This is a genomic window from Natronosalvus sp. KLKA75, assembly GCF_059736265.1.
On sequence record NZ_CM185522.1, the window covers coordinates 654811 to 678014 of the forward strand.

The window sequence follows — 23204 nt, forward strand, 5'->3', positions numbered from 1 at the left end:
CTTCTCAGTCTGAAACGGCATTGTCCCGCTGACCGTCACCCATGGTGCGGTCAGCATCAAACTCCACAGTTCGTTCGCCCGCTCCTGGAAGGTCGCTTCGAGTGTGTGCCTTCGGGTCGAAGTCGATCACCGTCGCTTCGTGGTCCATCGCGCGCACTTCGATACCACGCCACTCGCCGTCCACGCCGACCAGGGCTTGTGAGTACCCAGTTCGATCGTTACCGGGGACGGCCTCCTGGACGAATCGCATCTGTGCTGTATTGAGGCCGAATTCCTCTGCCCACTCACGGTCCATTCCGTCGAGATGGTGGAATTGCTTGATCGCACACTGGTCGATGATCGCCTCCGACTCGGGGTGTTGGAAGAACTCGTCGACGGTCTGGGTGACGAGCCGAATAGACAGATTGTGGTGACGATGGTGGCGAAAGACCACCTCGAGATACTTGAGACTCGCCGCATCCTGCATGATGTATCGCGCTTCGTCGATGACGAAGACGACTTCTTTCTCGGTCTCTTTGGCGCGCTCGTATACGAGTGAGATCAGTAACTGCATGATGAGGCTCGTACTGCCACCGAGACTGCCCTCCTGTTGGGCGAGGTCGAGGTAGATCACCTTCTCATCACGAATATCGAACTCCGTCTTTCGGCCCAGGTTCTCATACCGACCCTCCTGGGAAAATGGTCGCAATTGATCGATGAGCCACGTCGCATCGGATTCGATCTTGCCTGCTTCTGCAGCCGTCCGAACAACATACTCCGATGGACTCTCGACCATCTCCTCGAGAATATCGAGGACGTCCCGCATCGTCGGGCTCTCGTTGTGGTGGGTGGCAATGTCGTCGGTGATCCCCTTTCGAGTGTACGCTCGCTCGAGTGCCGTCTCGAGCGTTGTTCGTCGGTCGTCGAGGCTAATCCCGCGAAGAGCGAAGTAATTCGCGAGAAAGCTCATCACGCTATCGAGCTTTTCGCGATACGGACTCGCGTCTTCGCCCATCGCCCGCTGGACGCGTTCCGGGGTTGGCTTGATCTCGAGTGGATTGAGTCCCATCTCTCCACCAATCGTGATTCGTTCACCACCGAGGGCGTCGGCGACGCCAGCCCAGTTATTCAACGGCTCGAGGATGATGCCGATGCGATCTTCGCTCTGCTCGATCGAGCGGATGAAGTTCTGTTTCGAACCGAACGATTTCCCGGAGCCAGGATCGCCGATCGTAAACATGGCATAGCCGTTTTCACGGGCGAACGGATCGATCACGACCGGACTCTGATTCTTCCAGTGAGTGCCGAACTCGACGCCGCCATCCTCGAGAATTGTCGCCGAATGTATCGACGCGAAGAGAGCGCCTACGGCTCCGCCCAATGCTGTTGCTTCACGACCGAAGGGATTCGATCCAACTGGGGCGGCTGCCCGAAGTGCCAGGTCCTGCTTGCAGATGGCCGTCTTTGGCGAAAGTCCGGCAGGGTCTTCCCGGAGTCGGCTCCGAACGGTTCGGACGTGCTCTCGAAGTTCATCGCGCGTTTGGGCACGGATCGTGATGAACATGCCCTGTCTGAAGACACGGCTTCCGCTCTCGACGCTCTTGTACGTCGAAACGGCTTCGGCTGCTCGTTCCTGTAAGTACGCGCCACGGACGCTCCGTTCGAGGTCAGCATCTGCTTGCAAATCGTCTGCGGCTCGCTGTAATTCGTCTCGAGCCTGTTCCTGGTTCTTGGGCGTGAGGTGGACCGTGAGATCGAATTCGACGTCGGTCAGTTCGAAGAGCTCGTTCAGATAGCCGTCTTTGGGATAATCCGGGTTGTCTGCAACGTAGAGCGTTGATGTCCATTGCTCGCCGACTCGTACCGTCCGTGTCCCCCATTCAATTGCCTCGGGAGCGATGAGGTTTTGATGCCGGTGAGCTACCTCGTCGAGAACCGTACGCTCATCCTGGGCCGCTTCGATCGTTGCCTGCACGAGAAGGTCGCCCAGTTCGACCTCGTTGACTTCCTCTGTGTGCCACCGATCCCAGCTACTCCTTACGAGAAGTGTACCCACAACGGTGAGCCCCAGATAAAGAACGATTCCTTCCTGTGTTGCTGGGTCGGGCAGTGTCTGTGCTACGTATCCGATGAGAGCGAATCGGATCAATCCGTCGCTCATTCGTCTCGCCTCTCCCGGTTGTCGATCACTGGCTGTTCGCGCATCGCGTTCTCCGGAGTGTCGTACTCGTGTTCTTCGCCGTTCCAGAAGTCCATCGCAAGGAGGAACATTTCGACCGTGCTCAACGGGCGGGCAGACCACCCTGGAGCCTTCTGCACGAACTCGGTCTGGACCGCTCGCCGCCGCGTCTCGAGTTTCTCGAACATCGCTGCTCGTAACTCGCCATCGCTCATGTTCGCTCGTCGAGTGACGAACGGATTGAACAGAAAGCCGATCACTGGAAACGAGGTGAGCTTCTCGGCTGGTGAACGCTCGTCTTGATAGCGGTCGTAGACCTCAAGTGGAGCGACTTCGACGCCCATGAAGTATCGGAGCTGCGTAGTCCCCGACAGCTCTCGCGGTCGCTTCTCACGATACTCCTCGAGCAACACCTCGAAAACCGGGTTATCTTTGACGTCTTCGTCAAGCAGTCGATCGTCGATCCGATCGATCAGGCGCTCGACGGGAAACGCCCGGGTTGTCGCGTGAAAGGTGAGTTTGAAATTGAGCTCACGATTTGCAAACTCTTCGCCGAGCCGCTGAATGTGTGCCCAGTCACCAGACATGGCGAAATCCATGTTGCCAGCATCGATCTCGAGGAATGCCTCCATCGTGCCATCAGTTCGTTCGATCGCGCCAGCACCTGGCCAGGCGCGGGCAATAGCGGTGAGGTCCTGTGTGGACTCATCGGGCTTGAACGGCGTGTAGTTGATTAGGCCGCCATCGGTGGTTGGCTCGTCAGAGTCTCGATCGACTTCGCTACTGTAGGTGAATCGCGGCCGTTTGCAATAGTAGCGATAGACGTCTCCGAGCCATACGGTCGCCGGGAGATGACCCGGTGAGGCGTAGACAATCGCGCCACCGAGGACAACTCCAAGTAAGACGAACGGAAGAATCGCCCCATCGAGCCCGGTCAAGCCTCCAAAGAGCAGACCTGCAATCGGGAAGCCAACCAAGACGTAGACGTCCCCTTCATCGATATTCAACAGTGGGATGCGACTCTCTTCGCCGAATTTATCCATAATACGGCGACTCGCGGCGTCGTGTTCTCGCGTCATTAGTAGTACCCCGGATCGTTTTCTGTACGACGATAGTCGGGGATTCCAGAATTGCCGTAGGAATCCCTCACCGTATTGTCGTTCGCTGTCTGGCTCTCGGAAGCTGCACCCGTAGCCACACTAGAAGCGGATTGAGTTCCTGACTCACCAAACCTCGAAGCCACGGTATACCCTGCCGCAGCTTTTGGCCCCCATCGTGCCGCTGCTGAGGCGGCTGCAGGCCCAGCGATTGTCCCTGCACCAACGACTGCACCAGCTGTCACCGTCGCGTTGCTCGTTGCACCGATAACTCTGGTCGTCATCGGTGCAGCGTATTTGAACAGCTTCCAGACGATGATGATCGATAGTAGTGGGAGTGTGACGGCAATGAGATAACTCAGAAAGGCGCTGTCTGGGACGAGACTCGAGTCTGCACCGTCACCGAAGAGGAGTTCATAGCCCTTGAACAGGAGCGCAACGGGGATCGGCATGATCGCCAGCGGGACGAACTTCATACAGGCCGTCCTCGCGATGTGAGAGACGACGGGCAAATTGCCAAACGCGAGTGCAATCCCGACCGGCATCGCGTAGATGAAGATGTAGAGCATGATCTCTCGAAGAAAAAACAACGCCTGAAGAATCCACATCGCTGTTGCACCGATGCCGGTCAAAAAGAGGGCGAGAAGTGGGTTCGAGATTGTGAGATCCAGCAAATTGACCATTACTGTTGTAACTGTGGCTACATCAGGAATGAGTGCAATAGTGAACCCATTGACTAGATAGAGGGCTAACACGGCAACCCAGTACCACGTCACAATTAGAAATGCGCCCGTCCAGGCGCTTCGCTTCGTTTTCCGAGCATCGTAGGCGCTCCCCATATTGAAAATTCGGATCGTGTGTCGACCTTGGACACACATTACGAGCAACAGGAGGGCAACGAGCATGATCTCGCCTATGACGAGAGCGTTATGAATGTCTACCCACGGTGTATTTGTCGGTTGACCAAACACGAACGCGCCATCAGTTTCTGGTGTTGGTGTTCCGAATACCTGTGCTGTAACCGCTCCGTAAGCGTCTGCTAGCCCTTCTTGGAACCATTCGATGAGTTTGTCGATGGCATCTTCAAACCACTTGATCCCGATATCGCTAAGGGACCATGCAATCATGATGGTACCCTCTCGATCTCGTATGCACAGCCCCGAGGTTTAGTATCTTGATACTGTATCGTGTATTCAAGTTTGATATCCTGAGAAGCGTGAACAGAGGATAACTCTACAGTGAAACGACCCTCGTACCCTGCTAAATTACATTCAGCTCCCCGAGCGGTAGGTGAGAACGGTCGTGTATTGCTGTAGATGACTATTGTCTCACCAGCTGGGATTACGACCTCGTCTGCATTACCCCCAACTTTATTGTCAGTATCGTAGATACCGCAATCCCCTGTCTCGTCATAACTTTCGTGTGTTGGGAGAGGTACGTCTCCTCGAAATCGAAGTGACGTGACTGCAGTTGATGCGGAACCCGTGTTTGTAAGATAGAGTATTGCTTTTGCTGCTATATCTAGCTCATTTGCCCCTTCATACATCTCTTCGGGATGGTTTTTGCCTAACCGAAGGTCGATCAACTCGAGATTTGGTTCGAGTTTCAAAGAGTGGGTTTCCACGACCTCATCTGCAGCGAGGCCGATCACGTCATATGTTCCTGGGGTATACTCTGTCCCGATCTCGACGGCAAGTCGAGAAACACCAGCTTCGACCGTTCGAGTCGCGAAGAGTTCTCCTGCGGGATCGACAACGTTCACCTGGTCGATTACGCCCGCTTGGAAGCGAAGAACCAGCTGCGTCTCCTCGATTCTCGAGGTAAACTCGAGGGAGTCGTTCGATTTAGTCGCTGATTCGTCGTTGTCTGAGGCGGTACAGCCAGCCAACCCTACCGATGTAGCGATGGCCAATACCCTGAGGACGTTTCGTCTACAGTATGTTTGTTGGTTGATTTTCATGGCAGCTCGTCATTGAATTTCAAGAAGGTGCCAATCCGCTTGGCGGCATAGAGGGCGACTGCAAACGGGAGGGTAAAGCGTACGAGATCGACCAGCAGCGTAAACCAGCCAGTGGGTGACGTCAGTGGATGCCAGGTGGCCGTAGCGGTATCCCCGAGATAGGCTGGTTGATGTGAGCGCCACGATCCTGGGTGGTACTCAGCCGTGTAGATTCCCGGCTTGCTTACTGTTATCTCGGCGGTTCCTGTTGCGTCCGTTTTGACACGGCGATCACCAACAGCAATGTACCCTGACCGAGCGTCCTGACCGATCAACGAGAACCGCGGATCGTCGAGGGTATCGAGCATAATCGGATCTCCGGTTGCCGTATCGCGAAGCTCGATTCGAAGCGTACTCGCGGTGTCACTCGAGTTGATAACCTCGATCGAGAGCTCACTCTCACGGATCTCACGTTGTGTACCGTTATCGGGTTCGACAATCTCTGCAGTGACACCGCGAACGATTCCCTCAACGGTGATCGAATCCGGGTCGATTTCGTCATCTCGGAGTGCGATTCCGGATGAACGGGTATACGGGCCCGAAACGACGTCAACCTCGACGTTGTCGTGCATCGAGACTGCTGGTGATTCGGTTTCTATCCCCCAGACCTCGAGCAGTGTCGGCCCATCGCGAATTGGCTCTACGCGCGGCCCGATATCGGATGGGAACGCGTGGACGTACACGGGGCGCGGTGTTTCGTTGAGCGATCGTGTGCCGTCTCGAGTCGACTCGACGAGGCGATCCCAGTTCGTGTCGCGAGCCGTATAGTATCGCCACACGCCACGGACGCCGACGTCACCGTCTTCAGAGAGGGTGTATCCGTTCCAGGGTTGTCGCTGGTAGATCGCAACGCCTTCCTCGTCATCGGGATACGATGCATAGTAGATCACCGCCTGCGGGTTGTAGACGTCAACCTCGAGTTCCTGGCTGACGGTCACGTTATCAGAGACGACCTGAGTTTCGACCTCGCTCTGGTTGCCAACCCGTGCCTCTACTTCGAGGCGTGTGTAGATGTCGGCCTCGAGTGTTAGTGTCCCCTGTCCAGAATGCTCGAAGTCGTATTCGAATACTGGATTGTGCGTCCCCTCGGCAGTCTCGACAACAGTCTCATCTAGGCGCAACCTGACTTCGTCGATACCGTGCTCTTGGATCGACCACGAAACGACCTCGGTATCCCGTAATTCAGCATCATCAAGCCGAATCCGATAATCGACGAATCCCCTCACTGTTCCCTCCGGGGCGATGTAGTGAACGGATTGCTCTGGATCGAAATGCGTCCGTGTCGATGGATGGATCGCAAACACCGTCGCGTGCGCATCGGCGATCCCGATCGAATCTGTGAGTGTGGCGTGTTCGGGATATCTCGAGGCGTCACGTCTACCTGCCTCGAGGCGGTCGTAGTCCTGGCCCGTCCAACGTGTGGCTGTATCTGGAGGGTGGGTAAACGAAATGTCCGTACAGGTGGCGAGTTCTTCTATTGCTGATGGCTCTTTGCCGTACTGAGCTTCGTACTCAGCAGGGGTTAGACACTCATCAAGGTCTTTCGACCAGAGCGTTGCTGTTTCATTGGCATCGAGGTCGTCCTCGTCCGCAGGCACTGGGGAACTCTGGCCGGCCACACTACTGGCGATGACCGCGACGGTAACGACTCCCAGCAGCACAAACGTCGATCGAACGCGACAATTCCATAGAGGGCGATCTCGTCGCCGCTGGCTCAGAATTACCACGGGACGAAATCCACACACTCAGCGAGCGGCAATCCCATCGTCGACCCAGCGACGGTGTACAGTGGACCCAGTATTGCTAGGATGAGCGCGGACTTGAGCGCCGTTCGTTTGTGCTGTTTGAGGTCCTTCTTTTGCTCGAAGTTCATCGTGAACATCTCGACGAGTGAATCTGCCTGCCAGACGACGACGAGTCCCATGAGTCCGAGGGCAGTCGTGATCTGGAAGAATCCAGAAACCATCCCGGGAAGGCCTTCAGCATCACAGATAACGCTATCTTGTGCAAGTACTGGATCGACGGCGACTACAGCCAACAACACGACGATTCCAGCGCTTGTACGCATGAATCGCCTGAGTTGACCCGGCGTCGGGTCAGATGAGGCTTCGACAGCGGTGTTACTCGAACTCATTTAGGCGCGCCTCTCAATCAGTATCCGAGGGCAGGTAACGTACGTATACGAAACGTCAGTCATTGTGTCGTCACACTCAGTCTCGCGTGATTGACTAAGTATTTTGCGGGTAAAATCTGTTGGATTAAACTACCATTTTCCAGTGAGAGTCTTTCGCACTATCAACTGGTCGTCAGCAGAAAAACGGGTTGAACGAGCACTTGAGCGTCGATTCTGCAAATCAACAGAACATGACTCTCGAGGCAAAAACACCCTACTCAGGTCTAGCTGTGAGTAGAGGACTGGTATGTCGAGAGAACTTCCTCTAGGAGTTCGTCGATAATTTCCCAGAGGATTAGGGATGGGGTATTGTGCTTGAACGTAATCCCCCATCTGTCTTCACTCGTCCCTGTTTTGTACTGGAAATGTGCTCGGCCGAGGTTAGGCTGATCCTCATCCTGATGCCAACCAGCGTGGAATCCTGTATTTGGATCGGTGTAATTCACCCGAAACCAATCATGAGGTGTCTGTCGATACCAAGCAATAATCAGTTTCGGCGGTTCTGGTCCTGTCTGTGGATCGAGGCGCGTTGGATCGAACGTTGCTTGTAGCTGTTTGGCTTGGACGTCGTCAGGAACGTACTCAACTGCCGTGATATGAGGGACACGCTCAAGGACGTCACGCTTGAGTTGTGCATACAGATTCGCGTTTGGATCGCCTCCCGGATGTTGGATGGACATTCATCAACTCCTGGCATCAGCATGTTCTGCGTTCGGAGCTAGGAAGTCCCATTCGCGGATTGCGAATCCAACGATCTGGATACGTCGTCGGAGATGTGTCCACTTCCGTGCGATTTCGCGTCGACGACCCTCCTCATCGGGATCAAGATCCTCATCAGCGAGGGTAGCTCGAAGCCTGTTCGGTGACTCAACTTCAAACTCTTCTTCCCATTCGCGAATTTGCCTTTTCATCTCGGTGAGCCGATCGGTAAGATCCTCTACTGTTCGACCTCCATCACGGAGTCGCATTGCTTCCTGCATCGCTTGCTGGCGATAGTCCGGATAGTACGTTGTGTGAGTCCCGCTATCATCTTGATGGAGGACTCCGTCGTTGACGAGTCGCCCTAGGACACGCTTGGTCGGTTCATGTGACCATTCCGCCTCTGAAGCGATCCAATTTGCTGTTTTTGGTTCTGACAACTGGCGAGCGACCATCCGTACGCGGTCTTCTCCAGTTGTCTGGCGGTCTCTGAGCCCGGTAGTAGCATCCGGCGTTTCCTCGGTCATGGTTCATACTTCGGTTGCTATCTTAATATAGGTTGAGGCTATTCGAGCTATATAGACAAATCGGCAGTGGTTCGAACTGTAGACTACTCGAGTTCGAAGACAGCAACTTCAGCTCTTCCACAATACGGACACGTGCTTTTCGCCGACTCGAGCGTCGTTCCACAGTACCGACACTCGTAGATGGTCAAAGGCCGGTGCTCTCGTCCTAGCAACCATTGGAGAACTATCATTCTGTCTCCTCCAGTGATTTTCGACCAGTTCGAACGCACTCCCAGCAGGGCAGCGAACTGAGATCAGCACAGACACACTCCGTTGGCTCGTCGTTTTCGCTCTCGTGTGCTTGCTCTGGCTCCTGGCTTTCGGCGGGGATACCACCGTCAGCAATGAGTTGTTGGTCTGTTACTGCCTGGATGAGCGGTCGTCGGATCGCGATCGAAACTCGGTGTTTACACGCCCCTTCGTAGTACTCATCAGCGGGGCACTCACAGTGTGTTGGAACCCCGTTTTCGATCGTCACTGTGTACTCGTGATCGGCTGGGGTTTCGTGACTGGCATTCCTGACGAGGACGCCTTCCGGGACGAGTGTGTATTCAAATGCTTCGTACTGGGCGCGTTTGGCCGTTCGCCGAGTAAACTCGAGTTGGGTGAGTGGATGTCTCTCCATTCGATTTTCACGCAGGACACAGTTTGATGCCCTGCACCCCCTGTGGGGCACACAAAAACAGCTACTCGAAGAAGAGCGATTCTTACACGCCAAGGCGTGTTTACTATGAGCTTCGCTTCACGTTCTTCAATGTGTCACTAAATCGTCGGATACGACCTCGAATCTTTCACTGATAGCCTGTTACAAGAGTTATTTCCCGCGAATGAAAATCAAAGAATACAACGGGAGTTCCACGGGTTACCTGACCTGTGGTCGTTTACGTCATTATCGTAGTAATCATTATCTGGAGTATGACCTTTTACCCTTTTGAGCATTAAGGACCTCGAGAAGTGCGTTTCGGTGGGTTCGGATCGTCGCTGTGGATGTGTTTGCCACGTCTGCGATCTCTCGTTGGGTGATCGGGTACCCGAGTTCTTCACCTGCTTCGTACACACAGGCTGCAGCGAGTCCCTGGGGTTGACGCCCGACCGTAACCGCAGCGTTGTCGGCGATCGTCGCAATCCTCAGTGCTTGATACCGAACCTCATCAGGCAGCTCAAGTTTACTCGAGAGTCGCGGGAGAACGTTCTGTGGACGTGGAACCACCGTTGGCAACTCGAGTGTGACATTCAGAATTGTGTATGCACGCTCGATCTGTGCTCGTGGGCACGTCGCTACGTATCGGATCTCCTCAAGCGTTCGTCCGAGACCGTTGCATCGACAGACTGCGTACACGCTCGCTGTCGCGATTGAATCAAGGGATCGGCCTCGACAGAGATCGTGACTCTGGGCACGGCGAAAGAGTGTACATGCCTGCTCAACGAGTGACATCGGAAACTCGAGAGCACTCATGAGTCGACGCACTTCTCCGAGTCCATATGCGAGATTCTGTTCGCGCTTTGATCGCCACTGACTCCGCCGGTGATGGTAGCGAAGGCGATTGAAGTGGCGACGTTTCCGTCCAGACAGTGTGTTTCCCTGGCCGTCACTATGCCAGCCAATTTCTGTCGACAGTCCTCGATCGTGACGGCCTGCAGTTAGGGGAGCTCCCGTCCGACGCCGATCTGGGTTTTCAACTGTAGCGATCCATTCTGCACTGTGATCGAGTACATCTTCGTCGACGATCAGACCACACGTTCTACAGTAGGTTTCTCGGTTCGCTGTGACGAGTTCGCTACCGCACTCTGGACACGACGTCTTTGGCTGCGTTTCTCTTTCTAACTCTCGGTCGAAGCGACTGCTGAAGGTCCTGGTTGTAGCCATCACTAACTCCGACGAGGCAACAATCTGTTTGCCCCGTCACCCCTTACGGGGACATAAACCGTCTCGAGCGATGGAACCGAGGCAACCGGAATGAGCGAAACGCCAGTATACACTGCAAACAAAGCATACGTCATGGGGACGATATCGACGCGGATTCCGGATGATCTCGAAGCGGATCTCGAAGCATATCTCGAGGAAGAACGTCTGGATCGGAGCACCGCAGTGCGAAAACTCTTCTCGGAGGGGCTCGAGAAGTGGCGTCGAGAGCAAGCACTCGAACGGCTCGCCGCTGATGAGATCACGTTCACGAAAGCCGCCCAACGTGCAGGGATGTCTGTCTGGGAGTTTGCCCAGCTCGCAAAGGATCGTGACACCACGTGGGTGTCTGGCGATCACCTGGAAGCCGACTTCGAGGAACTGTAAATCGCCTCGGGTCTTGACTCCGAGGCAGTTCACACAGAAAATGAGGGTGATTGGCCTTCTATAGACTGCAAGGCAGAGTACCACGGGTCACCCGACCCGTGGGTGAATGCCGACAGCCCCCAACCCATACATTTACTAGTACATAAGACAAGTAACTGATAATGCAAGATGCAGAACTAACCCAGACGCTCTCCTTTGGATTAACCATCCACGAAGGTAGTTCTGACAACTTGCTAGAGGGCTGTCTCGAAGCACGATGAATCAGAAACGAGGTCAACCGTCTCGACCGTGAAGGCTGGGACTGGGACGACATCCACGACACGGTAGTGGACACCGCCACCCACGTCAAAAACACCACGCAGCTCCTCGTGCAGAAAGCACTCACGGAGATTGAAACGTACTTCGACCACAAAGACAATGGCTGGGGCCGACCGTTTCCCTACATTCACGAGCCGTATCCAATGCGAATGAACCACGACGAAGGATACGCACTCACCGTGGACGACTCAGGAAACGTACGATTCCGTGTCAGTTATAAGCCATACAACTACGTCAAGGGCGCGCTTCGCGGTAGTCCCGATCACCTCGACCGTGTGAAGAAGGCACTTTCCTCGGATACGTGGCGGGTGGGAGTTGCAGAACTCGTTCAGAAACACAACGAGTGGCGACTCCACGTCACCGTCACGCACAAACAGCGCACGGTTCGGGCGCCTGAAGAGGCTGCCACAGTGGTTGGCGTAGACATCAACGAAGACTGCGTTGGACTCACCGCGATGACCCGAGACGGAGACGTGCTCGATTCACTCGTTATTGAGTATCCAGACATCAAGCGTCTTCGCCACGAATACTTCACGAAGCGTAAGCGGATGCAGAAGGTTGGGCAGACTGTGTTCGAAACCGTGGTTCGGACGGAAGAACGCGACTTCGTTCACGACCACCTCCACAAAGTATCGCGTGACGTGACTCGATGGGTTTCACAATTCACGAATCCAGTACTCGTCTTTGAAGACCTCAAAGACATGCGAGACTCCATTGACTATGGCACGCGAGTGAACCGGCGCTTGCACAGCCTTCCGTTCGCCGCACTTCGTGATATGATGACGTACAAAGCCGCTTGGGAAGCCATTCCTTCGGATGAAGTTGACCCCGAGTACACGAGCCAGCGGTGTCCACGGACGAAGTGTTTGCACACAGAGCGAGCGAATCGGCACAAGAAGCGATTCAAGTGCAACGAATGCGGGTTCCAAGACCATGCGGATAGAAAGGCAGCAGTTTGTGTGGCGCAAGAATGGTTTGACGAACAGGATGAAAATGTGCCGTCTCTCGAAACCCTTCCGCGCGTGCGGAAGGTGAGACGGGCGGCATCGGGCCTGTGTGAAGAGGCCGACTCTCACGGAGCAGTTTTTGCTTCGGGTGTTCACCGACACGGAACGTCGGCGCGAGGCAACCGCCAAGCGCGAGAGGAATTAAAGACTGTTGGGTCCACGGTGGATTAGACACAGACGCCACGGGTCACCCGACCCGTGGTACTTCACAACTTGTTGACAGCGGTATCTAGATACATGGCACACACTCCAGAACTCCCTGAAAAATACGTTTGCACGCAGTGTCAGGTAATACACGCCGGTACGGTCTCCGAACAAACTGATAACGGTCACCAGTACGATGCACCTGCAAAATGTGGATGCTGCGGTGCAACAGAGCTGGTCGCCCAAGAAAACTGGCCACATTTCAACCGGTAACCGAACGCCGACGTGGATCAGCCACGTTCTGTATCGATACTCTTTAATTCGAACCAGACCCCGATCAAAGCGACTACGAAAACGACGAATAGAATAGCCATTCCGACGTTTTGTCCCCAGCCAGTAACCTGCGGTAGGAGGAATCCACCGACCCATCCTATGAGGACGCTTCCGAGGGTGACCGATGCCATCAGGAGTATCAAAAGCCGATCGGAAAACTCACTCATACCACGCTTTTGCTTCTGACAGCGATAAACAGGCAGCCTGAATTAGCTATATAGGGGTAAGCTAGCCAGACCATTTGAATTCCTTATAATACTATGTGGGTCCGGGCAGAGAGAACTACCTTGCTGTCGGAATACGGTAATGGAGCGTGGTCACGATGAATGAGCAGTCCTCGAACGGTAGTGAACGACAAGATGAGCCGTCACCTACTCTCTGTGAAGGCTCATGCTCGACTACTATTGCCACTCGTGTGAGCAGAAATTCTCCGACGATAGCGAGAACAAGTACAATACGTACGAGTTTACACATTGCCCACGCTGCGGTAGCGCGAAGACAACACTCGCGTGTTGACATTCATCCACGACTGAAGTCGTGGGATTCCTTCCGTGGGACAGCAGGCCGTTCCTGTGTCCCCGGAAGCGATATTCCCACCGGGATGGTGGTACTCTGGTTTGTGCGCGTATGCGTCAGGCCTCAGCTGAGGCGTGGTGTGCTTGGGTATCTGCTTACACCGCACGGGACGTGCCATCGCCCTTACTCCCTATCGGGAGAGCAAGCCGTTCGCAGCGCAGGGTTGCTTTTTGTTGATGGAGACCCCGATCCAACTCCAGTTTTCGCCACGAGTCCAGCTTACTCAAACGTAAGCTGTCTGCCTGCTTAATTCTCGTGGTTGGTGTCGCGGGTTGTCGGATTCATCCCACGACTAAAGTCGTGGGCTTTCTCCTCGACTCTCTGTAACTCTACTCCGGTAGGTTCTGGCAGAACTCACCGATCACTCTACATGGGCACTGATCGTTCAGGAGGTGACGACCGATGGCCGCCACACCTCGAGAGGGCACCCGGCTCGAGGTCGACAACCCGGGCTACTGCAAGTGGTACGGAGTCGACCTCCCGTCGCTACTCCTCGACGGCCCGATCGCCGGCGACACCAACCATCTACCGGCCGAACTCTGTGGCGACTGCAAAGGCAAACAGGTCCTCACGGCGGCCGAACGTAAACGCCGCGTGGAAGCCTGTTGCCAGCTGGTTCCCGAGATCGGCCCGGCACACATCAAGGACTCGAGTATCGGTCACACGGGAGAGCGCGGGACAATATACGCCTATGGTATCTGTTTCCAAGCCTACGGCCGACGCTTCGAGGTACTCGATCGGGACAGTGACGTCATCGCCGAGTTCGCATTCAGTTACGGAATGGGATCGGAGTGGTGTGTCGATCACGACGCGATCCCGGCGGACGTTATCGAGCACGTCATGAAGATCTTGACGCCGCTCTCACTCGAGACCGATCCTCATCTCGTGTCTGAGGAAACGGACGGTGATTCACAGTGAGCGACTCACCGATCCTCCGAGACGACCGCAATGGCGCGGTTTTCAGCGACGACAGTGTCTACCGATACAGACTGTGGCGGACGTGGGACACCTCGAAGCCGACGCTGGCGTTTCTCATGCTCAACCCGAGTACGGCCGACGCGACCGAGGACGACCCGACGATTCGGCGCTGTCTCGGCTTCGCGAAAGAGTGGGACTACGGCTCACTCGCCGTCGTGAACCTGTTCGCACTTCGAAGTCCCGACCCCGCCGCCCTTCGAGAGCACGCTGATCCCGTTGGCCCGGAGAACGACGATCATCTTCAGGCCGTTTGCGAGGAGGTCGAGACGGTCGTCGCCGCGTGGGGCGCGAACGGCTCGCTCCAGGGGCGGGCCAGCGAGGTCGCCAGGCTCCTTGAGGGCAACCTCCATGCGCTCGACACGACGAAGAACGGCCATCCGGTGCATCCGTTGTATCAGCCAGCAGACGCCGAACCAGAGCTATGGAGCGCGTCCGAATTAGGAGACCAGGTAGACGACTAACAGCCACAGCTCGCTCACGTCGACACGAGTTCACGACTCACTGTGGTAATCGGCGCGTCGGTTCGAGCACGGATCACCGGCCACGGCTGACGTCACGAAACGACGTCCGGAGGCGCAAAACCGCCCACGCTCGACCCCTGGCCGCTGTAGGTTCGTTCCTATCATTTACCTGTACACCACATTGAGCTAGCATGGTCTCCTCCTATTCTGAAACGGATCAGATAACCCCAGTTGTTGAAGTCGTTCGATGGTGACGATACTGTATGTCTGATGGCCCTAATGCCCGAATTGATAACCCGGAGTGCCTTTGTGAAACGATCGATGGCATAATCAGCAACCTCGAGGACAGCGAGATTATCGATCACGAGCGGGCCTCAGAACTCCGATCTAGCCTCTATCGATCGACATTCCTGATAGAAAGGCTGAACCAACAGATCAGGACTTGGAAAATGGAGGCTGACTTGGACTTCTTCCGGCCCGAGGCGGGCTGTTTCTATTCAATACAGCAAGAGAAGATGGCCAGACGCGCACTCGAGGACCGGATCGGTGATGACCTCTACAAACTCGACGTGCGCGAAATGATCTACCTTATCGGGATGCAGAATCTCGACGATACCGAATCTATCCTCCGTGAGTGGGGCGCAAACATCTAATCCAACTCTTAAAACCTCATTGAACGGACAAGCCCGGCGATGCACCCACAGGACAACCTGCAGGGAATTCTGGAAGCAGTTTAGGCGCAGTTAGCGACTAAGACTTTGCTCGACGAACCAGAATCCAGTTAGCAAAACGCTTGTCGCTAAGATAACAAGCGCTCCTCGATGATACGTGAAGCTTTCATCTACTGGAAACTGCATAACAAGGCTGGGAGGCACTGTCCATGCCCAGATCGCCGTATTGACAACCATGGCTACGCCGGCAATGCTCAGCGCGCCGGCAATCGTCGGCGAGGAAACGACACCGAGAAGATGTCCGGACAAAACTACGATCATGAGCGCAGCGAGCAACCCTACCGTTTCCATTCTCACAGGAGCGAACTCGTAATATGTCGCAGCAGCAAGCTCATCAATAATCACGTAAGGAAGTAGGATACCGCCGCCGAGACCCAGACAAGCGACCAATCCAACTAAGCACGGCCCCCGAGAACTCATGTACTCTGAAACAAGCCCAATTGCAAAAGAAACGCACCTTGCCTATTTCGGGACGTCAGTACGAAATAAAACACAAGCAGAATGAATCGATAAATAGTATCGGCTTGAAGACGCTACCTGGTAAATTGAGAGGTAGTTGCAGGACGAAAGCTACGTGTAGATATATTCGACTTACATATGCTCTTCTCTCCTTTCTGGTCAGGCAACGGACTCATTGGCGTCTATTGATACCATTAAACATGGCGACATCGACGATAGCGAGATCAAGGTCTGCCCCATCTCCCAGCGAGACTGCTACGTCTCCCATACTAAAAATAGGCTTTGAGCGAGGAATACTATTCGCACCTTATTTCAGACGGTATACCCCGTCTCCGTTACAACTACTGGATTAGACTTCACCGTTCAACTAGGTAGTTCTCCTCTGCAGTTTCGACGATAGCATAGAGATCAATATACGGAAGATATCAACCGTCAGTAATTATTCTCAGGAGATAAATAATACTGAGAAGAAGGCGATAGCAATCGCTGACGTAAGTGTAGTTATTACGGTGAGACTGAAACCGATAATTGGCGATATAGGGACCACCGGATTATAATTCGTCAATTCCAGAGTCATTGGTTAGATTATAGAACACGCAGTTGAAGAACATATGCATCAATTCAGTACTCGATTCGTGCTCCACGCTCACCCCTGACGTTCAGCAATAAGGCATTTCGAGCATCTGATTTGCTGAAAATATGATTGGCGAAACATCACAATTGTGATGGTAATATAGGCGACGTACATCAACTGGTGAGAGGAATCTGCTGGTGAAATCCATTTGAGGCTGAGTCCATTACTTAGTCTATGGGTGACGCCCACTCGCGGACAGCACAAAAGGACGAGTACGCCGCGATCATCGATCAAGGGCAGGTCACCGACGAGGTTCGAAATATCGCCTTGAAATACGACCCCTTGAATCGGATGGGGCGCGACGGATTTCACGTCACAAAGGATGGCGAACTCCACATCGACGACGAGAAAGTGATTGAGGAACACAAAATTGTCGCAAACAAGATTCCGAACGACGCAATCAAGATTGTTCGCCTGCCCGCCGAACGCGGCGAACTGGTCCATCAATACGGTGAAAACGGGTTCCGGCTCTACGAATTGCCAGCCCCGATCGAAGACCGAGTCGTCGGTATCCTAGGCCCAAACGGGGGCGGGAAATCGACCGCGCTCCGGATCCTCAGTGGTTTGTTAAAACCGAACTTAGGGAACGCTGACGACGAGCCAGACTGGGACGATATCGTCCGTGAGTTCCGCGGGACTGCAGTCCAGAATTACCTCGAGAAGCTTCGGGACGGCGCCGTCCAGTCTGTATATAAACCACAGCGAGTCGATCGAATCCCCGAGCGCTACGATGGGACCGTTCGAGACCTCCTCAAGGAGCGTGACGAACGATCTATCCGCAACGAGGCTATCGAACGGTTGGACCTCGAGGAGATCGTTGATCGGGATCTCGATGACCTCTCAGGCGGCGAACTCCAGCGAGTCGCGATTGCAGCGACGCTCGTCGCCAACGTGGACAGCTATCTGATCGACGAACCCTCGTCATACCTCGACGCCGGCCTGCGGGTGACTGTCGCACGAGCACTCAAGGAGCTTGCAAGAGGAAAGCAGGTCCTCGTCGTCGACCATGATCTCATCACACTCGATGTCGTAGCCGACAACATTCACGTCTTTTACGGGGACCCCGGCGGGTTCGGTGTTGTCTCGCGACCGCTCTCCGCTCGACGAGGGATCAATCAGTTTCTGGATGGGCACTTACGAGGTGAAAACGTCCGCATTCGAGAAACTGCTATTGACTTCCTCAGACGATCCGACCGACGTGACATCGACGGCGCGCCGTTCCTCGAGTTTCCGACCCTCCGAAAGGAGTTCGACTCATTTACGCTTGAAGTGGAATCGGGTACTATCTTCGAGGGAGAGATCCTCGGAATTTTCGGCCGTAATGGCCTCGGAAAGAGTACGTTCGCGAGGCTGTTAGCGGGCGTCCTCGAACCGGATACCGGAGAACTAGAGACGAACGCGACAATCTCGTACAAACCGCAGTACCTTGACCCGCCCGTTGGCGGCACGGTCCGAGACCTCTTTGTCAATCATGTCGATATTTACGATCAGGAGTTCGAAACGAGGATTCAGAAGCCGTTCGATCTCGAGTCACTGTTCAAACGGGGGGTCGACGACCTCTCCGGCGGCGAACTACAGCGCATTAGCATTGCACTCGCGCTCGCCAGAGACGCGGAGATATACTTGTTAGACGAACCATCAGCGTACCTCGATGCGGAACAGCGGATGTCATTTGCTGCGACGCTCCGTCAGTTCATCGATCAGACCGGTTCACCCTGTCTCGTTATCGAGCACGACCTCCTGCTGCTGGATTATCTCTCCGATCGGGCAATGGTGTTTGAAGGCAACCCTGGGGCAAACGGCATCGGTCGATCACCCCAATCTGTCCGTCAGGGGATTAATCGATTTCTCAAGACCGTCGATGTGACATTTCGGAAGGATCCAAACACTGGGCGACCGCGTGCAAACAAGCCTGGCAGCCAGAAAGATCGAGAACAGAAGAATTTGGACGACTATTATGCCTCGTAATGCCGTCAAGAGAGGATCGGCTACGTGTAGCGCGAGAGACGCTGCACCATACCCCCCCTCAATGGACGAGCGAAGCTATTTGAACTCAACCATGTCACTGTATGGTATGCACCCCGTTCTCCCGATCACTCTCGAAACGCCGGACGAGATCTTGGTGGGCGAACCCGTCACTGTCCGTGTTCGCGATCACTGGAAAAGGCCCGTCGAGGGTGTCACCATCAGAACCAGTCGCCGGATCTTGGGACGGACTGACGACACGGGACGCTGTCGAATCGAACTTGCCGCTCCCGGATTCTGGAAACTCCTCGTCGTTAAGTCACCCGACGAACGGTTCGCGTACGAACCTTTGACGGCGCTCGTCCGAGTCCTTCCCGGCGCGTCGCCGCTCACCGACCGCGTCGCAGCCCCAGCCACGTGAAGCGGACCGAGAACCGAACGTTCGAGACGTTCACCGATCTGGTAGGGTTCTCGAGACCACGGGCGGGTGCAACTCGTATACGCAGAGGGTTGATTCCGGTGAGCCAGCCCCATCACTCAAGCCGGCTTCGAAATCGGTGGCGGGTCTGTGGCCCGACGATGAAGTATCTCGGAAAATCGGAACCGATGCGCAACGGCAACCACGACTCTGTGTTCGAGTGTTCGACGTGTGGCGAACGCCGTCTCCGTGGCTGGAACTGCTTCTACGTACTGAAACCGAGAGCGTAACCCTGTGAGCGAGCGGTGCATGAATACGACGGGCCAACAGCCTTGTCACTCATCGGTGGAGGTCAGCCCGGTCTGATACCCTCCCATGCCAGAGGATACAGACCGTTAGGCATCGAAGCGGACGAGTCGCACCATCATAACCCGGCCACTCCCCCAGGTGGCCGTTTTTGCTACCGATCCACGTGCTGAAACCTGTATTTCGAGGGTAACTAATCGTACAGGTAGGTAAGGAGAAACGCGAACGCCATCGGTGTTGGCGCCGCGTTCGGCTGGGGCGGCAAGGACTACGTCGCTGAAAACATCGAGAACTGGATGGACTAGACGAACAACGTCGTGCCGAGCGAGAACGCTCCGGCGGCCGATCGACCGACGACGACTGACCGCTCAGTCCTTCTTCGCAGTGACCGCGTTCACATTCTGGCGGCGCCAGCAGGAAGCAAAAAGATGAGTTCCACGGGGGAGAGACTAACTCCCGAGTCCGCGCACGTCCCGTTCGAGGAGGTTCGCGTACTCGAGGCGGACTCGACGAGCACGTTCATCCGAGATCATCTCATCAGCGTAGATCTGGTCGGAAATCGGATGATACCGGGTCGTATCGAAGTTCATCAGTTCTAGATACTTCCAGACTGACGTCGAGTTCAATCCTCGTTCGATCGCTGAATCACTGAGGTGCTGAAGGTTGGCATACTCCGGGATTCCAATTCGGTCGGAATCGATCCCTGGGTCACCGACTTCAACCGGTAAGTCATCGGTCAGCCGGATGAGTGGGTCCAGATCCGCAAGCAGTCGCAGGATCTGGGACGGGAGTGCCGTGTCGGGCGACCGCCACTCGACGGTCGGGGTCTTATCGCGGAGTCTGACCGGTGTCATCACGACATTTTCACGGTCGAACAACTCGCTGAACTGCTCCGGAGTGACGTCGCGCTTGAGCGCCATTGCTCGTAGTTCGTCGTAGACCTGTTGGAGTCGTGATTCCCACTCGGCCACATCGTCGGTATACTCCCATAGCACCCGGAACTTGCCGAAGTTGTAGCCCGCCTTGTACCGGTAGGCATAGGCGCGAGAGGAACACGCCAGTCGTTCGCTCTTGTAATAGGGTGACGAACAGGTGAGAGCCAGCGCCGGGTCGAGCGCCGTCAAGAGGTTCAACTGCCGGGCTACGTTCCCTTTCTCGAAGTGAATGTGGGTGCCCGCGCAGTTTTTCGCGACTTCCATGCCGTCTCCATAAATCTGTTCGAGGATCTCCCCTCGTTCCGAGGGGATTCCTGATGGATTCTCACTGAGCGGCGTTCCCAGTGGAACGAGCCTTCGGTCTGTTTCGGCTGCTTCTTCGAGGAGGCGCTCGAGGACATCCCGGAGACTGTCCGCGATGGTAGCAACTGAGTCCCCTGGCGGTGTCCGAACTTCGATGAGCGATTCAACGAATTCGGGAAGGGCATTGTCGTGTACCTCGGTGAGGTCGTGACCGTCACAGAGGTGTCCGTACTCGTCGACGACCCAAAATTCCATTTCAAGTCCGATAGTCATTCCTGATTCTAGGGCCCACACGGGGATAAACATCTCACCGACCAGTATTGTCAAATCGAAGTTCGGTATTTTATAAAGTCGGAATGGTAAGCGAGTTTCCCCCCCCCTCTTCGAACGGCGTTATATCTGGGAGGATGGTCGTCCTAATATGGCCGACCGGGAGGAATAATGTTATTTCACCAGGTAATCGACGGCAGTGAGCTAGAGTGTCCGATTGTCGATGATCCGAAGAGGAGCGCACTGTTTGGCGATTTGTCCGGCACCGAATTCCGAAAGACGGGATTTAGGTTCATTGAGGACAGAAACACTGCCTATTTCTAATGGCATTTTTGAAGTATATCTACAGGAAAACAGGCAGAGTGCCTCGGGGCTTGACCCCGAGGCGGTTCACGTTATCCATGTTACTTCGAAACCCCGGTGACCTTCGGTGCCGAGTCCCGAGAAATAACGGCGGCTGAATTGAATCCTCGAGCGATCAACCATAGTGCAAGACCAATTTCAAACATTGCGCCGGGAATGTAGAGTAGATAGAGGATCGGCCCGGTACCAGCACTGATAATCTCGACTACCATTAATACCAGTAACGCAGGGTAGCCGACCAGACCTAGGATCGAAATAAAATTTGGGACTAGCTTTGTCTGATACAATAAATAGCAGAACGGTAGGCTACCGATGCTAAGCCCTATCATCGCAATACGATAGGCGAAAAAATCTCCTTGCACAACCAACGTGCCTACTGCGTGTAGCGAGGTAGCAGCAGCGCCACTCGCTTGCATATATTCCTGACTCAATGGAATGAGCAGTAGTAGACTGATGATACCTCCAACCATAACGATCGACTCGAAAATTCTGGTCACGACGTAACCAACAGCTATCGTTTCATTGTATTGCTTTATGACTGGGTAGACGAACAAACTGATGCCCACGACGGCCGCAGAATTGATCGCCATGATGAGCGCCCCGATGGTCAATTGCATCGGATTCCCAGAAATTGCGGCCAAGGGATCTGCTGCAGTGGTGAGAGGTAATATGTGAGTCCCCTGCGGTATGCCATAGGTAAGATATCCAAGTATTATTAGCACGCCTACCATTCTCGCGTTCCACTTGTATGAATTCATTTTTAATGTTGTTTCGATGGCTTCAGTCGGCGAGTTCATGACGCCGTTGGTCGTCCGTTTGAGGGATGTCTTCATCGAGTGTGTCATTGTGGACCGGGTTCCGATGGAGGAATGCACCGACGGCGATGATCCATATTACGCCCGGTATCAACCCTGTCTGGAAGGTCATCGACAGATCTGTGTAACCATGGGCCTGGACGATTGCGAAGGAGAGTGCTCCGATGCTAGCGAGGATGCTTAGCCCACCCATCCCACTAAACCAATCCAGTCGAACTGGCGATTCGACGTTGGCAAAAAACGCCCCAGCAAAGAGCCCCGCCGCAATACCGAACATGAACCACTGAAGGCTGAAAAGACCACCTTCGATCTGCCGAACGGCGAAGGCTGACTCGTAGAGCAGTTCCTGCTGGTCCGGCCCGGCCGCTGCCCATCGATCGACCAGAATTCCGAGGGCCACGCCGTCGACTGCGGCGAAGATGGCGTACACGCCCGCACATATCACCATCGCCGCTCCAGCGAGGACTGCCCATACGCCAGCGACCCCTCTGCGCAGCCGCCAGGTCAGGGCGAGGAGGGCAGCACCCATTAACAGAATCCCGAGGAACTCCCCCAAGTGGTAGAGGGCCCAACTCGATTCGGCTGCGTAATCCGAGAAAGCTTCCTGAGTGTGATGCGGTGGCGTCCATGGGTGCAAATATGCTGACACACCATAGACCACGAGCCCTGTTATTGCTGCGATGGATCCAACTTTCGAGAAATACCGTTCAGATGGAGCAGTTGCTATCTTGTTATTTGATTTTTTCATAATGGTGAATTAGGGTTGAACTCTACAGATGATAAATCTACCTTCAGAAAAATAGACTTAACTATCAATGGAATAATAGTCGATGCCGCTGTGTTCAATATATCCAAAGTGGTCGTCATCCCCACTCTTAGTACGGCTGTTTCGCGCTTATGACGAAGTGCTAAACCTATCCTCTGAGTCGGTGACGTCGTCTCTGACAAGAACTGGGTAGTTCATTTAGCGTTTGCTGAACTCAGAGCGCAAATCTCCCATGGAGTGGTGGTTCAACCGACGGTAATGATCCTGTCATCGGACCGCGCCAGCCGACGCAAACCAATCAGGTAACTCGCTAACTCTTCCGGGGGACGAGTATCGGTAGCGTGGCGCTGCCAGTGGCCCGTTGGCCCACGAAGCGTAGATTCCCACCCATCCGAATCGACGGGAGTAACGTAGGAACCTCGAGAAGCCCACGACGTTAG

At 54.7% G+C, this 23204-nt stretch carries 22 protein-coding genes and 1 pseudogene; 8 read left to right on the forward strand and 15 right to left on the reverse strand.

Features of this window, described 5'->3' with window-relative positions; genetic code table 11:
• Positions 1 to 4: 4 nt before the first annotated feature.
• The 10 genes from AC6I65_RS03150 to AC6I65_RS03195 form a co-directional block, all read right to left on the reverse strand.
• Positions 5 to 2140 (reverse strand): VirB4 family type IV secretion system protein, encoded by a 2136-nt coding sequence (locus tag AC6I65_RS03150; protein WP_497902628.1) that lies wholly within the window; start codon positions 2138 to 2140, stop codon positions 5 to 7.
• Positions 2137 to 3237, reverse strand: a complete 1101-nt coding sequence (locus AC6I65_RS03155; RefSeq protein WP_497902629.1) for a TraC-like domain-containing protein — start codon at positions 3235 to 3237, stop codon at positions 2137 to 2139. Before AC6I65_RS03155 ends, AC6I65_RS03150 begins: the two co-directional genes overlap by 4 nt.
• The gene (locus tag AC6I65_RS03160; protein WP_497903151.1) at positions 3237 to 4379 is read right to left on the reverse strand and encodes a TrbL/VirB6 family protein; all 1143 of its coding nucleotides are present in this window, start codon (positions 4377 to 4379) and stop codon (positions 3237 to 3239) included. The genes AC6I65_RS03155 and AC6I65_RS03160 overlap by 1 nt, the downstream gene beginning before the upstream one ends.
• Positions 4379 to 5215: a hypothetical protein gene (locus tag AC6I65_RS03165; protein ID WP_497902630.1), complete on the reverse strand. Its 837-nt coding sequence runs from the start codon at positions 5213 to 5215 to the stop codon at positions 4379 to 4381. Before AC6I65_RS03165 ends, AC6I65_RS03160 begins: the two co-directional genes overlap by 1 nt.
• Positions 5212 to 6915: a DUF8186 domain-containing protein gene (locus AC6I65_RS03170; protein ID WP_497902631.1), complete on the reverse strand. Its 1704-nt coding sequence runs from the start codon at positions 6913 to 6915 to the stop codon at positions 5212 to 5214. The genes AC6I65_RS03165 and AC6I65_RS03170 overlap by 4 nt, the downstream gene beginning before the upstream one ends.
• A 59-nt stretch (positions 6916 to 6974) precedes the next feature.
• A complete protein-coding gene (locus AC6I65_RS03175) occupies positions 6975 to 7322 on the reverse strand; it encodes a DUF7985 family protein (RefSeq protein ID WP_497902632.1) in 348 nt (115 codons plus the stop codon).
• Between the two features lie 329 nt (positions 7323 to 7651).
• On the reverse strand, positions 7652 to 8107 hold the full coding sequence (locus AC6I65_RS03180) for a hypothetical protein (RefSeq protein WP_497902633.1): 456 nt from the start codon (positions 8105 to 8107) through the stop codon (positions 7652 to 7654).
• 3 nt (positions 8108 to 8110) lie between these two features.
• Positions 8111 to 8653, reverse strand: a complete 543-nt coding sequence (locus AC6I65_RS03185) for a DUF7342 family protein (RefSeq protein WP_497902634.1) — start codon at positions 8651 to 8653, stop codon at positions 8111 to 8113.
• A gap of 226 nt (positions 8654 to 8879) precedes the next feature.
• Positions 8880 to 9317: an SWIM zinc finger family protein gene (locus tag AC6I65_RS03190; RefSeq protein ID WP_497902635.1), complete on the reverse strand. Its 438-nt coding sequence runs from the start codon at positions 9315 to 9317 to the stop codon at positions 8880 to 8882.
• Between the two features lie 279 nt (positions 9318 to 9596).
• Positions 9597 to 10559 (reverse strand): transcription initiation factor IIB, encoded by a 963-nt coding sequence (locus AC6I65_RS03195; protein ID WP_497902636.1) that lies wholly within the window; start codon positions 10557 to 10559, stop codon positions 9597 to 9599.
• A gap of 132 nt (positions 10560 to 10691) precedes the next feature.
• On the opposite strand from AC6I65_RS03195, the gene AC6I65_RS03200 reads away from it, so the two are divergent.
• On the forward strand, positions 10692 to 10982 hold the full coding sequence (locus AC6I65_RS03200; protein WP_497903152.1) for a hypothetical protein: 291 nt from the start codon (positions 10692 to 10694) through the stop codon (positions 10980 to 10982).
• Positions 10983 to 11308: 326 nt separating this feature from the next.
• Positions 11309 to 12478: an RNA-guided endonuclease TnpB family protein gene (locus tag AC6I65_RS03205; RefSeq protein ID WP_497902637.1), complete on the forward strand. Its 1170-nt coding sequence runs from the start codon at positions 11309 to 11311 to the stop codon at positions 12476 to 12478.
• Positions 12479 to 12741: 263 nt separating this feature from the next.
• On the opposite strand, the gene AC6I65_RS03210 is transcribed toward AC6I65_RS03205, so the two are convergent.
• The gene (locus tag AC6I65_RS03210; RefSeq protein WP_497902638.1) at positions 12742 to 12951 is read right to left on the reverse strand and encodes a hypothetical protein; all 210 of its coding nucleotides are present in this window, start codon (positions 12949 to 12951) and stop codon (positions 12742 to 12744) included.
• An 811-nt stretch (positions 12952 to 13762) separates the two neighbouring features.
• Between AC6I65_RS03210 and AC6I65_RS03215 the strand changes: the two genes are divergently transcribed.
• From AC6I65_RS03215 to AC6I65_RS03225, 3 genes are all read left to right on the forward strand, one after another.
• Positions 13763 to 14278 (forward strand): hypothetical protein, encoded by a 516-nt coding sequence (locus AC6I65_RS03215; RefSeq protein WP_497902639.1) that lies wholly within the window; start codon positions 13763 to 13765, stop codon positions 14276 to 14278.
• Entirely contained in the window at positions 14275 to 14799 is a 525-nt protein-coding gene (locus AC6I65_RS03220) for a DUF1643 domain-containing protein (RefSeq protein ID WP_497902640.1), read from the forward strand. Before AC6I65_RS03215 ends, AC6I65_RS03220 begins: the two co-directional genes overlap by 4 nt.
• A 263-nt stretch (positions 14800 to 15062) precedes the next feature.
• Complete coding sequence (locus AC6I65_RS03225; protein WP_497902641.1) at positions 15063 to 15452, forward strand: DUF7970 domain-containing protein; 390 nt, start codon at positions 15063 to 15065, stop codon at positions 15450 to 15452.
• Between the two features lie 90 nt (positions 15453 to 15542).
• Here the strand turns inward: AC6I65_RS03225 and AC6I65_RS03230 are convergent, their stop codons facing one another.
• Positions 15543 to 15950: a DUF7548 family protein gene (locus tag AC6I65_RS03230; RefSeq protein WP_497902642.1), complete on the reverse strand. Its 408-nt coding sequence runs from the start codon at positions 15948 to 15950 to the stop codon at positions 15543 to 15545.
• Positions 15951 to 16914: 964 nt separating this feature from the next.
• Between AC6I65_RS03230 and AC6I65_RS03235 the strand changes: the two genes are divergently transcribed.
• The 3 genes and pseudogenes from AC6I65_RS03235 to AC6I65_RS03245 all read left to right on the forward strand — a co-directional run.
• Complete coding sequence (locus AC6I65_RS03235; RefSeq protein WP_497903153.1) at positions 16915 to 18591, forward strand: ribosome biogenesis/translation initiation ATPase RLI; 1677 nt, start codon at positions 16915 to 16917, stop codon at positions 18589 to 18591.
• Between the two features lie 106 nt (positions 18592 to 18697).
• Complete coding sequence (locus AC6I65_RS03240) at positions 18698 to 19009, forward strand: carboxypeptidase regulatory-like domain-containing protein (protein WP_497902643.1); 312 nt, start codon at positions 18698 to 18700, stop codon at positions 19007 to 19009.
• 524 nt (positions 19010 to 19533) lie between these two features.
• Positions 19534 to 19614, forward strand: a pseudogene (locus tag AC6I65_RS03245) (mechanosensitive ion channel family protein); the annotation flags it as partial.
• A gap of 147 nt (positions 19615 to 19761) precedes the next feature.
• On the opposite strand, the gene AC6I65_RS03250 reads toward AC6I65_RS03245, so the two are convergent.
• The 3 genes from AC6I65_RS03250 to AC6I65_RS03260 all read right to left on the reverse strand — a co-directional run bounded on the left by AC6I65_RS03250 (position 19762) and on the right by AC6I65_RS03260 (position 22746).
• Positions 19762 to 20823, reverse strand: coding sequence for a glutamate-cysteine ligase family protein (locus AC6I65_RS03250; RefSeq protein WP_497902644.1), 1062 nt, complete (start codon positions 20821 to 20823; stop codon positions 19762 to 19764).
• A 401-nt stretch (positions 20824 to 21224) separates the two neighbouring features.
• Positions 21225 to 22016, reverse strand: coding sequence for a DUF4386 domain-containing protein (locus tag AC6I65_RS03255; protein WP_497902645.1), 792 nt, complete (start codon positions 22014 to 22016; stop codon positions 21225 to 21227).
• The gene (locus AC6I65_RS03260; RefSeq protein WP_497902646.1) at positions 21964 to 22746 is read right to left on the reverse strand and encodes a hypothetical protein; all 783 of its coding nucleotides are present in this window, start codon (positions 22744 to 22746) and stop codon (positions 21964 to 21966) included. The genes AC6I65_RS03255 and AC6I65_RS03260 overlap by 53 nt, the downstream gene beginning before the upstream one ends.
• Positions 22747 to 23204 lie beyond the last annotated feature (458 nt).